Source organism: Variovorax sp. ISS6 (assembly GCF_056523145.1).
Map to the genome: position 1 here is coordinate 3,478,116 of NZ_JAWRZC010000001.1, position 14,248 is coordinate 3,492,363.

16 protein-coding genes and 1 pseudogene are annotated in these 14,248 nt (G+C 69.4%); 14 read left to right on the forward strand and 3 right to left on the reverse strand.

From position 1 onward, the window contains the following. Positions 1-33 precede the first annotated feature (33 nt). From AC1HIL_RS15970 to AC1HIL_RS16020, 11 genes are all read left to right on the forward strand, one after another. Complete coding sequence (locus tag AC1HIL_RS15970) at positions 34-396, forward strand: phenol hydroxylase subunit P4 (protein ID WP_413763880.1); 363 nt, start codon at positions 34-36, stop codon at positions 394-396. Between the two features lie 28 nt (positions 397-424). Beyond that, entirely contained in the window at positions 425-1,483 is a 1,059-nt protein-coding gene (locus AC1HIL_RS15975) for a 2Fe-2S iron-sulfur cluster-binding protein (RefSeq protein WP_479672148.1), read from the forward strand. A gap of 303 nt (positions 1,484-1,786) precedes the next feature. Continuing rightward, entirely contained in the window at positions 1,787-2,128 is a 342-nt protein-coding gene (locus AC1HIL_RS15980; protein ID WP_261211033.1) for a 2Fe-2S iron-sulfur cluster binding domain-containing protein, read from the forward strand. A 27-nt stretch (positions 2,129-2,155) separates the two neighbouring features. After that, the gene (locus tag AC1HIL_RS15985) at positions 2,156-3,088 is read left to right on the forward strand and encodes a catechol 2,3-dioxygenase (protein ID WP_057597595.1); all 933 of its coding nucleotides are present in this window, start codon (positions 2,156-2,158) and stop codon (positions 3,086-3,088) included. A 10-nt stretch (positions 3,089-3,098) separates the two neighbouring features. Then, on the forward strand, positions 3,099-4,553 hold the full coding sequence (locus AC1HIL_RS15990; protein WP_479672149.1) for a 2-hydroxymuconic semialdehyde dehydrogenase: 1,455 nt from the start codon (positions 3,099-3,101) through the stop codon (positions 4,551-4,553). Between the two features lie 10 nt (positions 4,554-4,563). Continuing rightward, positions 4,564-5,388 carry an alpha/beta fold hydrolase gene (locus tag AC1HIL_RS15995; protein WP_479672150.1) on the forward strand — a complete coding sequence of 275 codons (825 nt, stop codon included), beginning with the start codon at positions 4,564-4,566 and terminating at the stop codon, positions 5,386-5,388. A gap of 29 nt (positions 5,389-5,417) precedes the next feature. Then, the gene (gene dmpE / locus AC1HIL_RS16000; protein WP_057597598.1) at positions 5,418-6,200 is read left to right on the forward strand and encodes a 2-oxopent-4-enoate hydratase; all 783 of its coding nucleotides are present in this window, start codon (positions 5,418-5,420) and stop codon (positions 6,198-6,200) included. 13 nt (positions 6,201-6,213) lie between these two features. Continuing rightward, positions 6,214-7,137 (forward strand): acetaldehyde dehydrogenase (acetylating), encoded by a 924-nt coding sequence (locus tag AC1HIL_RS16005; protein WP_479672151.1) that lies wholly within the window; start codon positions 6,214-6,216, stop codon positions 7,135-7,137. 13 nt (positions 7,138-7,150) lie between these two features. Beyond that, the gene (gene dmpG, locus AC1HIL_RS16010) at positions 7,151-8,194 is read left to right on the forward strand and encodes a 4-hydroxy-2-oxovalerate aldolase (RefSeq protein WP_057597600.1); all 1,044 of its coding nucleotides are present in this window, start codon (positions 7,151-7,153) and stop codon (positions 8,192-8,194) included. Further along, positions 8,191-8,979: a 2-oxo-3-hexenedioate decarboxylase gene (dmpH, locus tag AC1HIL_RS16015; RefSeq protein ID WP_093342803.1), complete on the forward strand. Its 789-nt coding sequence runs from the start codon at positions 8,191-8,193 to the stop codon at positions 8,977-8,979. Before dmpG ends, dmpH begins: the two co-directional genes overlap by 4 nt. Positions 8,980-8,998: 19 nt before the next feature. Then, positions 8,999-9,190, forward strand: a complete 192-nt coding sequence (locus AC1HIL_RS16020) for a 2-hydroxymuconate tautomerase (protein WP_057597602.1) — start codon at positions 8,999-9,001, stop codon at positions 9,188-9,190. Between the two features lie 25 nt (positions 9,191-9,215). Here the strand turns inward: AC1HIL_RS16020 and AC1HIL_RS16025 are convergent. Continuing rightward, positions 9,216-10,118 (reverse strand): annotated as a pseudogene (locus AC1HIL_RS16025) (LysR family transcriptional regulator); the annotation flags it as partial. Positions 10,119-10,249: 131 nt separating this feature from the next. Here AC1HIL_RS16025 and AC1HIL_RS16030 point away from each other — a divergent pair. Both AC1HIL_RS16030 and AC1HIL_RS16035 read left to right on the forward strand, forming a co-directional pair. Then, a complete protein-coding gene (locus AC1HIL_RS16030; RefSeq protein WP_479672152.1) occupies positions 10,250-11,050 on the forward strand; it encodes an alpha/beta fold hydrolase in 801 nt (266 codons plus the stop codon). A gap of 259 nt (positions 11,051-11,309) precedes the next feature. After that, positions 11,310-11,690: a helicase SNF2 gene (locus AC1HIL_RS16035; RefSeq protein ID WP_479672153.1), complete on the forward strand. Its 381-nt coding sequence runs from the start codon at positions 11,310-11,312 to the stop codon at positions 11,688-11,690. A gap of 154 nt (positions 11,691-11,844) precedes the next feature. Here the strand turns inward: AC1HIL_RS16035 and AC1HIL_RS16040 are convergent, their stop codons facing one another. Both AC1HIL_RS16040 and AC1HIL_RS16045 read right to left on the reverse strand, forming a co-directional pair. Continuing rightward, on the reverse strand, positions 11,845-12,228 hold the full coding sequence (locus tag AC1HIL_RS16040; RefSeq protein WP_057596307.1) for a DUF427 domain-containing protein: 384 nt from the start codon (positions 12,226-12,228) through the stop codon (positions 11,845-11,847). 117 nt (positions 12,229-12,345) lie between these two features. Further along, positions 12,346-13,182: an SDR family NAD(P)-dependent oxidoreductase gene (locus tag AC1HIL_RS16045; RefSeq protein ID WP_479672154.1), complete on the reverse strand. Its 837-nt coding sequence runs from the start codon at positions 13,180-13,182 to the stop codon at positions 12,346-12,348. A gap of 110 nt (positions 13,183-13,292) precedes the next feature. Between AC1HIL_RS16045 and AC1HIL_RS16050 the strand changes: the two genes are divergently transcribed. Next, the gene (locus AC1HIL_RS16050; protein ID WP_479672155.1) at positions 13,293-14,246 is read left to right on the forward strand and encodes a GlxA family transcriptional regulator; all 954 of its coding nucleotides are present in this window, start codon (positions 13,293-13,295) and stop codon (positions 14,244-14,246) included. The last annotated feature ends 2 nt before the right edge of the window (positions 14,247-14,248 follow it).

Genomic DNA, 14,248 nt, shown 5'->3' on the forward strand with positions numbered 1-14,248 from the left:
ACGCGAAGCCGTCACTCATCCAGGAGAAAAAACATGTCCGTCATTGCACTCGCCCCGGGCTACACAGGCACCGTCGCCGATGCCGAGGAGCGCTTCCACGGCAACCGCCTGCTCTACATCGGCTGGGAAGACCACCTGCTGTTCTGTTCGCCCGTGTGCCTGCCGCTGCCCCCGGCCATGCCCTTCGGCGCGCTGCTGTCGGAGGTGCTGCCCGGCGTCTACGGCAGCCATCCCGATTTCGAAAGGATCGACTGGGCCACGGCCGAGTGGTTCGACTCGGGCAAGCCCTTCGTGCCCGACGCCGCGAAGTCGCTGGCCGACAACGGGCTGGTCCACAAGTCGGCGATCCGCTTCCGCACGCCGGGCCTGCGCGGCATCGAGGGTTCGTGCAGCTGAGGCTGCCCACCGAGCAAGGAGCGATGCCATGAGCTTCCAGATCATGATCGAGCCGCTGGGCCAGGGCGTGGCGGCGCGCGACGGCCAGACGGTGCTCGATGCCTGCCTGCGCGCGGGCGTGTGGCTGCCGCACGCCTGCGGCCACGGGGTGTGCGGCACCTGCAAGGTGCAGGTGCTCGAGGGCGAATGCGACCACGGCGATGCCTCGAACTTCGCGCTGATGGATTTCGAGCGCGACGAGGGCAAGATCCTGGCGTGCTGCGCGATGGCGCAGGCCGACCTGGTGATCGAGGCCGAGATCGACGAGGACCCCGACGCGCGCTTCCTGCCGCTCGAGGACTTCGATGCCGAGGTGGTGGAGGCACGCATGCTGACGCCCACGATTCGCGGGCTGTGGCTGCGCACGGAACGCGCGGCCTCGTTCCAGGCCGGGCAGTACGTGATGCTGCAGGTGCCGGGGGTGGAAGGGGAGCGTGCCTTCTCGATCGCGAATGCGCCGGGCGACGACCTGATCGAGCTGCACATCCGCCGCGTGCCCGGCGGCCGCGCCACGGGCTGGCTGCACGACGAACTGCAGCCGGGCCAGCGGCTGCGCTTCACGGCCCCCAACGGCCGCTTCTTCGTGCGCAAGTCGGCGCGGCTGCCGATGATCTTCGTGGCCGGAGGCTCGGGGCTGTCGAGCCCGAAGTCGATGGTGCTCGACCTGCTGGCCGAGGGCTGCACCTTGCCGATCACGCTGATCCAGGGGGCGCGCAATGCCGAGGAGCTGTACTACCGCGAGCTGTTCGAGCAGCTGGCCGATGCGCATCCGAACTTCACCTATGTGCCGGTGTTGTCGGACCTGCCCGAAGGCTCGGACTGGGCCGGTGCGCGGGGCTATGCGCACGAAGCGCTGAAGGCGCATTTCGCGAACGACTTCCGGGGGCACAAGGCCTACCTGTGCGGTCCGCCGCCGATGACCGAGGCCTGTATCGCAACGCTGATGCAGGGGCGGCTGTTCGAGCGCGATATCTATACCGAGAAGTTCTTTACGGCGGCGGATGCGGCTTCTGCCGCGCCTCGCAGTCCCTTGTTCAAGGCGCTCTAGATGACGTGGCTTCGTTTCATCGAGGAGACGTCGGGGCGGGCGCACGCCGACGGGGTACTCCCCTCCGCGAATGTCCCCCGCCTTCGGCTCCTCCTTGATTTCGCTGCGGGGAGTACCCCATCGACGTGCGCCTGGACACAACGGTTGTTGTGCGGCCGGCACCACCACAGCGCCCACGTGCACAGGGCAGTGGGTGCTTCCCGCAGCGAAATCAAGGAGGAGCCCGAAGGGCGGGGGACATTCGCGGAGGGAAGTACCCGCTGTCCTGTGCACGCGCCCCCGGCCAACCAAACGAGAACCTTCATGACCTTCTCAGTAGCCATAGACAACACCGGCGAACGCTACCCCTGCAAACCCGACCAGACCCTGCTCGGCGGCATGGAGCAATTGGGCCGCAAAGGCATCCCCGTCGGCTGCCGAGGCGGCGGTTGCGGCGTCTGCAAGGTCCGCATCGAATCGGGCCATGTGCGCCACGAGCGCATGAGCCGCTGCCACGTCAGCGCCGCGGAAGAAGCCCAGGGCTACGTGCTCGCCTGCAGGGCCTACCCGCAAAGCGACCTCGCCCTGCGCGCCGTCGACAAGTTGGCCCGCTGCATCGAACGGCATGCGGCAACGACTTCCAGAAATTCCAGTTCCCCCACCTGAACCTTTTCAACCACCAAGGAGACTCTCATGGCAATCACCGGCGTCATCCGTCCCGGACACGTGCAACTGCGCGTGCTCGACATCGAGGCCGCGCTCAAGCACTACCGCGACGTGCTGGGCCTGATCGAAACCGCGCGCGATCCGCAGGGCCGCATCTACCTCAAGGCCTGGGACGAGCACGATCACCACAGCGTGGTGCTGCGCGAGGCCGACGAGGCCGGCATGGACTTCATGGGCTTTCGCGTCGATTCGCCCGCCACGCTCGAGAAGCTCGCGGCCGATGTCAAGGCCAGCGGCCTCGCGACCGATCTGCAGTGGATCGAGGCCGGCGAGCATCTGCGCACCGGCCGGCGCTTTCGCTTCACCGTGCCCACCGGCCATTCGATCGAACTGTTCGCCGAGAAGGAAAAGGTCGGCAACGGCATGTCCTACGAGAACCCCGAGGTCTATCCCGACGATCTCAAGGGCATGGCGCCCTCGCGCTTCGACCATTGCCTGCTGTACGGCGACGACCTCGACGGCACCATGAAGTTGTTCATCGACGTGCTGGGCTTCCAGCTCGCCGAGAGCGTGGTGGCCGGTCCCGAGCGCATGTACATCGCGGCCTTCCTGACCTGCTCGACCAAGCCGCACGACATCGCATTCATCCGCCATGCCGAGAAGAACAAGTTCCACCATGCGTCGTTCCTGCTCGACAACTGGGGCGAGGTGCTGAAGGCGGCCGACATCATCTCGAAGAAGCGCGTGTCGCTCGACATCGGCCCCACGCGCCACGGCATCACGCGCGGCGAGACCATCTACTTCTTCGACCCGAGCGGCAACCGCAACGAGGTGTTCTCGGGCGGCTACATCTACTACCCGGACAAGCCGCCGCTGGTGTGGACCGACGACGAGCTCGGGCGCGCGATCTTCTATCACGACCGCAAGCTCAACGAGAACTTCCTGAGCGTGCTGACCTGAGGAGCGCTCGATGAAGCAGTTCATGAACTTCATCGGCGGCGAGTTCGTCGCCGGCGCGAAGACCTTCGAGAACCGGGCGCCGGTCGACAACCGCCTGATCGGCCTGGTGCACGAGGCCGGCGCGGCCGAGGTCGATGCCGCCGTGCGCGCGGCCCGCGCCGCGCTCGACGGCGAATGGGGCCGCATGAGCGTCGCGCGTCGCGTCGAGCTGCTGTATGCGGTGGCCGACGAGATCAACCGGCGCTTCGACGATTTTCTCGCCGCCGAGATGGCCGACACCGGCAAGCCGCATGCGCTGGCCTCGCATGTCGACATCCCGCGCGGCGCGGCCAACTTCAAGGTGTTCGCCGACATCGTGAAGAACGTGCCCACCGAGAGCTTCGAGATGGCCACACCCGACGGCGGCCAGGCGCTCAACTACGCCGTGCGCTCGCCGCTGGGCGTGATCGGCGTCGTCTGCCCCTGGAACCTGCCGCTGCTGCTGATGACCTGGAAGGTCGGCCCCGCGCTGGCCTGCGGCAACACCGTGGTCGTCAAGCCCTCGGAGGAAACGCCCGCCACCGCCACCCTGCTCGGCGAAGTGATGAACGCCGTCGGCATCCCGCCGGGCGTCTACAACGTGGTGCACGGCTTCGGGCCCGACTCGGCCGGCGAGTTCCTGACCCGGCATCCGGGCGTGAACGGCATCACCTTCACCGGCGAGACCCGCACCGGCGAGGCCATCATGGCCGCGGCCGCCAGGGGCGTGCGGCCTGTGTCCTTCGAACTCGGTGGCAAGAACGCCGGCATCGTGTTCGCCGATGCCGACTTCGACAAGGCCGTGGCCGGCATCACGCGCTCGGCCTTCGAGAACTGCGGCCAGGTCTGCCTGGGCACCGAGCGGGTCTATGTGCAGCGGCCGATCTTCGACAGGTTCGTCGCGGCGCTCAAGGCCAAGGCCGAGGCGTTGAAGCCAGGTCCTTCGGAAGAACCCGGCGTCGGCCTCGGCCCGCTGATCTCGCGCGAGCACCAGCGCAAGGTGCTGTCGTACTACGAGAAGGCCGTGCAGGAAGGCGCCACCGTCGTCACGGGCGGCGGCGTGCCCGCCATGAAGGGCGCGCTGGCCGAAGGCAACTGGGTGCAGCCCACCATCTGGACCGGCTTGCCCGAGACGGCCGCCGTGATCCGCGAGGAGATCTTCGGCCCCTGCTGCCACATCGCGCCCTTCGACACCGAGGAGGAAGCGATCGCGCTCGCCAACGCCACCGACTACGGCCTCGCCACCACCGTGTGGACCGAGAACCTCGGCCGCGCGCACCGCGTCGCCAAGCGCGTCGAGGTCGGCATCTGCTGGGTCAACAGCTGGTTCCTGCGCGACCTGCGCACCGCCTTCGGCGGCGCCAAGGCCTCGGGCATCGGCCGCGAGGGCGGCGTGCATTCGCTGGAGTTCTACACCGAGCTCCGCAACGTCTGCATCAAGCTCTGAGGACACGGCAGTGACCAATCCCGAGATCGCCCACAGCGTGCGCACCGGCGGCTTCGCCACCAACGTGCACGACCTGGGGCAGGGCGCGCCCGTGCTGCTGATCCACGGCTCGGGCCCGGGCGTCAGTGCCTGGGCCAACTGGCGGCTCGTGCTGCCGGTGCTGGCCGCGAGCCGGCGCGCGATCGCGCCCGACATGGCCGGCTTCGGCTTCACCGAGCGCGTGCCCGGCGCGGCCCACGACATGGATGGCTGGGTGCGCCAGGCCCTCGACCTGCTCGACGCGCTCGACATCGAACGCACCGACCTGATCGGCAACTCCTTCGGCGGCGCGCTCGCGCTGGCGCTGGCCATCCGCGCGCCGCAGCGCGTGCGCCGGCTGGTGCTGATGGGCAGCGTGGGCGTGCCCTTCGCGATCACGCCGGGCCTCGACGCCGTCTGGGGCTACACACCCTCGTTCGAGAACATGCGCCGCATCATGGACGTGTTCGCCTTCGACCGCACGCTGGTCAGCGACGAGCTCGCGCAGCTGCGCTACGAGGCCAGCATCCGGCCGGGCTTCCAGGAGTCCTTCGGCGCCATGTTCCCGGCGCCGCGCCAGCGCTGGGTCGATGCGCTGGCCAGTCCCGAGGCCGACATCCGCGCGCTGCCGCATCCCACGCTGCTGATCCACGGCCGCGAGGACCGCGTGATCCCGCTCGCCACCTCGCTGACGCTGTCCCAGTGGATCGCCGACAGCCAGCTGCATGTGTTCGGCCGCTGCGGCCACTGGACCCAGATCGAGCATGCCGCGCGCTTCGCGCGGCTGGTCGGCGACTTCCTGGCCGAGGCCGACTGATTTCTTCCATCCCAACGCAAAGAGAGACCATGGACCCCACACTGATCCAGCAGCTCGGCGACGAGCTCTACGAGGCGCTGCGCGCGCGCGGCGTCGTCGATCCGCTCACCAGCCGCCACGAGGGCATCACCGTGGCCGATGCCTACGGCGTGCAGCAGCGCATGATCGCGCGCCGCCTCGAGGCCGGCGAGCGCATCGTCGGCAAGAAGATCGGCGTGACCTCGCGCGCCGTGATGAACATGCTCGGCGTGTTCCAGCCGGACTTCGGCTACCTGCTCGACGGCATGATCGTCGGCGAGGGCGAGTCGATCGACAGCACCACGCTGATCCAGCCCAAGGCCGAGGGCGAGATCGCCTTCATCCTCAAGCGCGACCTGATGGGCCCGGGTATCGGCAATGCCGACGTGCTGGCCGCCACCGAATGCGTGATGCCCTGCTTCGAGATCGTCGACTCGCGCATCCGCGACTGGAAGATCAGGATTGCCGACACCGTGGCCGACAACGCCTCCTGCGGCGTGTTCGTGCTCGGCGACAGCGCGGTCGATCCGCGCCGCGTCGACCTCTCGACCTGCGGCATGGTGCTCGAGAAGAACGGCGAGATCATCGCCACCGGCGCGGGCGCCGCCGCGCTCGGCTCGCCGGTCAATGCGGTCGCGTGGCTGGCCAACACCCTCGGCGCGCTCGGCATCGGCCTCAAGGCCGGCGAGGTGATCCTCTCGGGCGCGCTCGCCGCCATGTTCCCGGCCCAGGCCGGCGACAACTTCCGCGTCTCCATCGGCGGCCTCGGCGGCTGCTCGGTGCGCTTCCATTGACGGAGAAAAACCCATGACGAACAAGATCAAGTGCGCGCTGATCGGCCCGGGCAACATCGGCACCGACCTGCTCGCGAAGCTGCAGCGCAGCCCGGTGCTCGAGCCGGTGTGGATGGTGGGCATCGACCCCGAGTCCGACGGCCTGAAGCGCGCCCGCGAGATGGGCCTGAAGACCACCGCCGAGGGCGTGGATGGCCTGCTGCCGCACGTGAAGGCCGACGGCGTGCGGATCGCCTTCGATGCCACCAGCGCCTACGTGCATGCCGAGAACAGCGCGAAGCTCAATGCGCTCGGCGTGCTGATGATCGACCTCACGCCAGCGGCCATCGGCCCGTTCTGCGTGCCGCCGGTGAATCTGCAGGCGCTGATGGCGCAGGCCGGCGAACGGCCCGCCAACGTCAACATGGTCACCTGCGGCGGCCAGGCCACCATCCCGATGGTGGCGGCGGTGTCGCGCGTGCAGCCCGTGGCCTACGGCGAGATCGTGGCCACCGTGTCGAGCCGCTCGGTCGGCCCGGGCACGCGCAAGAACATCGACGAGTTCACCCGCACCACGGCCGGCGCGGTCGAGCGCGTGGGCGGCGCCGCGAAGGGCAAGGCGATCATCATCGTCAATCCCGCCGAGCCGCCGCTGATCATGCGCGACACGGTGCACTGCCTGACCGAGGACACGCCCGACGAGGCGCGCATCACCGCCTCGGTGCACGCCATGATCGCCGAGGTGCGGCGCTACGTGCCGGGCTACAAGCTGGTCAACGGGCCGGTGTTCGACGGCAAGCGCGTGTCGATCTACCTCGAGGTCGAGGGCCTGGGCGACTACCTGCCCAAGTACGCCGGCAACCTCGACATCATGACCGCCGCCGCGGCGCGCACGGCGGAGATGTTCGCCGAGGCGATGCTCGCCGGCGCCCCGCAACCCGAAGCCGTCGCGGCATAGGAGCACCCACCCCATGAACACCAACACCCTGAAGGGCCGCCGCGTCACCGTGCACGACATGACCCTGCGCGACGGCATGCATCCCAAGCGCCACCTGATGACGCTCGAACAGATGAAGCACATCGCCACCGGCCTCGACGAGGCGGGCGTGCCGCTGATCGAGGTCACGCATGGCGACGGCCTGGGCGGCAGCTCGGTCAACTACGGCTTTCCGGCCCACTCCGACGAGGAGTACCTCGGCACCGTCATCCCGCTGATGAAGCGCGCCAAGGTCTCGGCGCTGCTGATCCCGGGCATCGGCACAGTCGACCACCTGCGCATGGCGCACGGCCTGGGCGTGCACACGGTGCGTGTGGCCACGCACTGCACCGAGGCCGACGTGTCGGAGCAGCACATCGCGATGGCGCGCAAGCTCGGCCTCGACACGGTCGGCTTCCTCATGATGGCCCACATGGCCTCGCCCGAACTGCTGGTGCGTCAGGCGCTGCTGATGGAAGGCTACGGCGCCAATTGCATCTACGTGACCGACTCGGCCGGCCACATGCTGCCCGAGGACGTGAAGGCGCGGCTGGGCGCGGTGCGCGCGGCATTGAAGCCCGACACCGAGCTGGGCTTCCACGGCCACCACAACCTCGCGATGGGCATCGCGAACTCGATCGCAGCGGTGGAAGCGGGCGCGAACCGCATCGACGCCGCCGCCGCGGGGCTGGGCGCCGGCGCGGGCAACACGCCGATGGAGGTGTTCGTCGCGGTCTGCGACCGCATGGGCATCGAGACCGGCGTCGACGTGTTCGGCATCCAGGACGTGGCCGAGGACCGCGTCGTGCCGATCATGGACCACGCGATCCGCGTCGACCGCGACTCGCTGACGCTGGGCTACGCGGGCGTGTACTCGAGCTTCCTGCTGTTCGCCAAGCGCGCCGAGAAGAAGTACGGCGTGCCGGCGCGCGAGATCCTGGTCGAGCTGGGCCGGCGCGGCATGGTCGGCGGGCAGGAGGACATGATCGAGGACACGGCGATCACGCTGGCGCGCTCGCGCCAGGAGGTGGCGGCATGAAGCTCGATGCGAAGACCATCGCCGCGCTCGCCGAGCACCTCGAGACCTGCGAGCTCGAGGCGCGCGACACGCCCAAGATCACCGACGAATACCCGCAGATGGACTGGGACGATGCCTATGCGATCCAGGACGAGATCCGCCGCCGCAAGACCGCGCGCGGCCTGCGCATCGTCGGCCTCAAGGCCGGCCTGACCTCGCACGCCAAGATGAAGCAGATGGGCGTGACCACGCCGGTCTTCGGCTTCATGGCCGAGAACTACGCCGTGCCCGAGGGCGGCGAGTGCAGGGTGAGCGAGCTGATCCATCCGAAGGTCGAGCCCGAGATCGCCTTCGTGACGAAACGCGCGCTCAGGGGCCCGGGCTGCCACATCGGCGCGGTGCTCGCGGCCACCGACTTCGTGCTGCCGGGCATCGAGGTGATCGACAGCCGCTACCGCGACTTCAAGTTCGACCTCAAGAGCGTGGTGGCCGACAACACCTCGGCCTCGCGCTTCGTGGTCGGCGGCCGGGCCGTGCCCGCGAGCGAGGTCGACCTGCGCACCGTGGGCATCGTGCTCGAGAAGAACGGCCAGCCCGTGGCCTTCGGCGCCGGCGCGGCGGTGCTCGGCCATCCGGCCGCGGCCATCGCGATGCTGGCCAACCACCTGGGCGCGCGCGGCGAGGAGATTCCCGCCGGCACGCTGATCCTCTCGGGCGGCATCACCGAGGCGGTCGCCGTGCAGGCGGGCGACGCGGTCACGCTCAAGGTGCAGGGCATGGGCAGCGTCGGGCTGCGCTTCGTCTGAACAGGGAAGGAGCCGGACCATGCCGTTTGCACAGATCTACCTGATCGAAGGCCGCACCGAGGACCAGAAGCGCGCGCTGATCGAGAAGGTCACGGCCGCCATCGTCGAGGCCGTCAACGCGCCGAAGGAGAATGTGCGCGTGTGGTTGCACGACGTGCCGAAGGAGAACTGGGGGATCGCCGGGGTGTCGGCGAAGGACCTGGGGCGCTAGCGGCCTCGCCGGTGCCGGTGCCGGCCAGCGCGCGGCGCAATGCCGGCGCCTCGGCCTCGATGTGGGCCCAGAGCCGGCTCGCGACCGGCCCCGGCGAGCGGTCGCGCCGGCGCGCCGCCACCAGCTCCTCGACGCTGCCGGGCAGGTGGCGGCCCGCGATCGAGCGCAGCCGGCCGTCGCGCAGCTCCTCCTCGATCAGGAAGCGCGGCATGTGGCCCCAGCCCAGGCCCAGCAGGATCACTTCCTTCTTCATGAGCTGGTCGGCCACGGTGCACTGGTGCGCGCCCTCGATCAGGAAGTGGTCCTTGGGCGGCGTGTGGCGCGCGGTGTCGCGCATCACGCACTGGGTGTAGGCGCGCATGCGCTCGGGCCCCGGCGCGCGCGGCAGCGGCTCGGCCAGCAGGGCCGGCGCCACCACGGGCACGAAGGGCACCTTGCACAGGTCGATCCATTCGAGCCGCGGATCGCGCTTGTCGATGCCGTGCAGGATCAGGTCGGCCTCGCCGTCGAACAGCCGCTCGGCCGGACCGGCCACCGCCTCGAAGTACAGCGCGAGCCGCGTGCCCGGGCAGCAGGCGAAGAAGCGCGCCAGCATCGCCAGCACCTGCGGCCGCGGGCACAGGTCGCCGATCACCACGCGCAGTTCGCTTTCCTCGCCCACCGCGAGCTGGCGCGCATGGCCGCGCAGGCCCTCGAGCTCGCGAAGCAGCGACTGCGCGCGCGCATGGAAGGAGCGGCCGGCCTCGGTGGGCTGTACGCGGTAGCCGCCACGGTCGAGCAGCACCAGGCCGAGCTGCCGCTCGAGCTTGGCCACGGCCGCGAACACCGCCGGATGCGAGCGATGCAACTGCGTGGCGGCGGCCTGGAAGCCGCCCGCGCGCACCACCGCGTCGAAGCATTGGAGGTCGTGCAGGGTGAATTCGCTCATGTTCGATTTGCTGACAAGGATTGATCGAACTTTGTAATTTCTTTCGCCAATCGGCGCAACTACGATTTGTGCCACGGTGATCGCCGTTGCAGGAGCCCGGGGCTCCGAAGCCATGCCAAGGAAAGCACGCCATGAGCCACTTCACCCACACCACCACCGCCGGCGACGGCGCCCGCATCGCCTACCGCTTCGATGGCGATGCCGGCAAGCCCGTGCTGGTGCTGTCGAACTCCATCGGCACCACGCTCTCGATGTGGGACGGCGAGGTCGAGGCACTGGGCCGGCATTTCCACGTGCTGCGCTACGACACGCGCGGCCATGGCGGCTCGGGCGTCACGCCGGGCGCCTATTCGATGGACCGGCTCGGCCGCGACGCGATCGAACTGCTCGACGCGCTGAAGATCGAGCGCGCGCATTTCCTCGGCCTCTCGCTCGGCGGCTTCATCGGCCAGTGGTTGGGCGTGCACGCGCCCGAACGCATCGACCGGCTGGTGCTGGCCAACACCTCCTCGTGGCTCGGCCCGGCCCGTGTGTTCGACGAGCGCATCGTCGGCGTGCTCGCCGCCCCCGACATGAAGGAGACGGCCGAGGGCTTCCTGCGCAACTGGTTCCCCGAGCGGCTGCTGACCGAGAACGGCCCCGTGGTGCAGGCCTTCCGCCAGGTGCTGCTCGAGATCGACCCGCGGGGCCTGGCCGGCGCGCTCGCCGCCGTGCGCGACGCCGACCTGCGCCGGCCCATCGCGCTGATCGAGCGGCCCACGCTGGTGATCGCGGGCGAGTTCGACCCGGTCACGGCCGCGAGCCACGGCGAGCTGATCGCGGCCACCGTACCGGGCGCGCGGCTCTTGACCTTGCCCGCGGTGCACCTGACGAACGTGGAGTTTTCGAAGGAGTTCGTGGGCGCGGTGGTCGATTTCCTCGAGGGCCGCTGAAGAGGACAGGCGGGGCGCGGGCGATCGATTGTTTCCTTCCCGTGAACGCCGCGGTTCCATTTGCCTAGGGTTTTTACCTAGATTCGAGGCGCACAATTCGTCTCACGGACCAGCCGCCGACTCCAAGACAAGCAGAAGGCAGCGACTGATCTGGGTGAACAGGCACTGACGAGGTGGCCGCCCCCGAAGGGACGGCGCCCCACCAAGACCGGTTCGAATCATCCAAAGTCAAGTCACAAGAATTGAAGGAATACTCAAAATGAACGCCTCGAAGCTCCTCTCCGCCGTTGCCCTCTCCCTGCTCGCCGCCGCCGGTGCAGCCCACGCAGAAACCTATGAGGGCGTGCATCCCCTGACCTCGGCCGCCAGCCGCGCCGAAGTCGCCGGCCAGGCCGTCATCGCCGCCCGCAGCGCCGATCCCTATGCCGAAGGCGCCAACGCCGGCCCGGCCCAAGTGATCGTGTCGCAGACCAGCCGCGCTGCCGTGCGTGCCGAAGCGGTTGCCGCGGCACACAGCGACAACCCCTACGCCGATGGCGCTTCGTCGGGCGTGGCGCCGCTGGTCGCCGGCACCGTGGACCGCAATGCGGTGCGCGCACAGGCCCGCGCCGCTGCCCGCGGCGACTCGCTGCCGCTGTAATCGGCACCAAGAACTCGGTCGCATCGTGCGGGTCGGCCCCGCGATGAGGCTAGAGGTTCAGCCAACGAAGAAGCCGGCCCTTGCGAAAGCAGGGGCCGGCTTCTTCTTTGGCTCTGCGCCATCGCGCCGATCGACGGCGAAGGAGGTCCGACCGTCAGCCCGCCCGCTCCTCGACCCCATCCACCCGATCCGTATAAAACGCCACATGGTCCTTGATCCCCGCCACCGCGTCATACGGCGACTCGTAGGTCCACACCGCATTGACCGAGCGCTCCCCGCCGGCCGGGATGCTGAAGTAGTTGCACTCGCCCTTGTACGGGCAGTAGGTCGTGTGCGTACTGCGCTCGAGCAGCGACATGTCGACGTCGGCGCGCGGGATGTACTGCACGGCCGGGTACGAGGCCTCGCGCAAGGTGAGGGCGGCGCGGGTGTCGGCGATGGTGCGGCCGCCGAGGGTCACGACCACGCGCGCGGGGTTGGGCGCGACGGTGATCGGATGGTCGGGGCCGGGGATCTTGATGCTTCGGGGGCTGTTCATGGGGCGGGCTCCTGAGGATGGCCGGCCATCTTGCCGCCGGGCGGGTGGGGCCGCGCCGCCCGCGCGAATCCACCTGCCCGCGCCAAGGTCAAGGCGCGGGCCGCGAGCGCGCGCCGCTCAGGCTGCTGTTGCTGTCGCCGCGTTCGCGTAGCGCGCCGCCGGCACGCTGCGCGACAGGTTCGGGCCCAGCGCCTGGCGCGCGGCGTCGAAGCGCGTCCAGTCTTCCACGTCGGGCAGCGAGGGGATGGTGATCAGCTCGCCCGCGTCGAAGCCGGCCAGGGCGCTGTCGACCAGGTCCTCGGCCGACATCACGATCTCCTGCGGCAGGTGCTCGACCGGCACGCCCGCGATGCCCCAGAAGTCGGTGCGCGTGGCGCCCGGCAGCACGGCCTGCACCTTCACGCCCTTGGCGCCGAGCTCGTGGTGCAGCGACTGGCTCAGGTTGACCACATAGGCCTTGCTGCCGCTGTAGCTGCCGTTGAGCAGCTCGGGCGAGAGCGCGACGATCGAGGCGATGTTGATCAGCGCGCCGCCGCCGCGCGCGACGAAGCCGGGGGCCACGGCGCGCGTGAGGCGCGTGAGCGCGACCACGTTGAGCTGGATCATGGTGTCGATCTGGTCGGGGTCGGAATCGAGCAGGGTCGCGGTGGCGCCGAGGCCGGCGTTGTTGAGCAGCAGGGTGATGCGTTCGTCGCTGCGCAGCCGCTCCTCGACCCGGCGCAGGTCGGCGGTGGCCGTGAGGTCGGCCGCGAGCACCTCGACGCGGCGGCCGGTCTCCCGCACCAGCCGTTCGGCCAGGGCTTCGAGGCGCTCCTTGTTGCGCGCCACCAGCACGAGGTCGTAGCCGCGGCGCGCGAGGCGGTCGGCGTAGACGGCGCCGATGCCGGTGGAAGCGCCGGTGATCAGCGCGGTGCCCTTGCCGGGGGCGGAGATGGCGATGTCTTGCGAGCTCATGGGAAAGGTCCTTGGATGTCGAAGGGGATGAGGAAAGGTGGTTTGACAGCCAGGAGTTTGGGTCGGACACTGATGTCTCAAATGACATGTTTCCCTCATTTAAAGACATCATGACCCAGCGCATCGGCCTCGTCGTCTTTCCCGGTTTCCAGATCCTCGACCTGGTGGCCCTCTCGGTTTTCGAGCTCGCGAACGCCGAGGCGGGGCGCGCGGTCTACGAGCTCGAGGTGCTGTCGGAGCACGGCGGCCCGGTGGCCAGCACGGCCGGCGTCACGGTCGATTCGCGCGCCTTCGACCGGCGCCGCTTCGACACGCTGCTGGTCGCGGGCTCGACCACGGTGCCGCCGAGTTCGGGCGGGCTGCTCGATTTCCTGCGCCGCGCGCTGCCGCGCACGCGGCGCCTGGGCAGCATCTGCACCGGCGCCTTCGTGCTGGCCGAGGCCGGCCTGCTCGACGGTCGCCGCGCCACCACGCACTGGCACTTCGCGCGCGAGCTGCAGCGCGGCTTTCCGGCGATCAAGGTGGAGGAGGACGGCATCTTCATCCAGGACGGCCCGGTCTGGACCTCGGCCGGCATGACCGCCTGCATCGACCTCGCGCTCGCGCTGGTCGAGGGCGACCTGGGCCTCGAGCTGTCGCGCGCGGTGGCGCGCAAGCTGGTCATCTACCACCGGCGCGCGGGCGGGCAGTCTCAGTTCTCGGCGCTGCTCGAGCTCGAGCCGCGCACCGACCGCATCCAGCAGGCGCTCGACTATGCGAAGAAGAACCTGCACAGGAACCTCTCGGTCGACCAGCTCGCCGAGGTGGCGCACCTGAGCCCGCGCCAGTTCAGCCGCGCCTTCCTGGCCGAAACGGGCCAGTCGCCGGCGCGCGCGATCGAGAAGCTGCGCGTGGAGACCGCGCGCATCCTGATCGAGGAGGGCGGCCAGTCGGTCGACCGCATCGCGGCGCAGACCGGCTTCTCCGATCCCGAGCGCATGCGGCGCGCCTTCCACCGCGCTTTCGGCCAGCCGCCGCAGAGCCTGCGCCGCGCGGCGGCACGCACGCGCGCACCCGCGATGTAGAT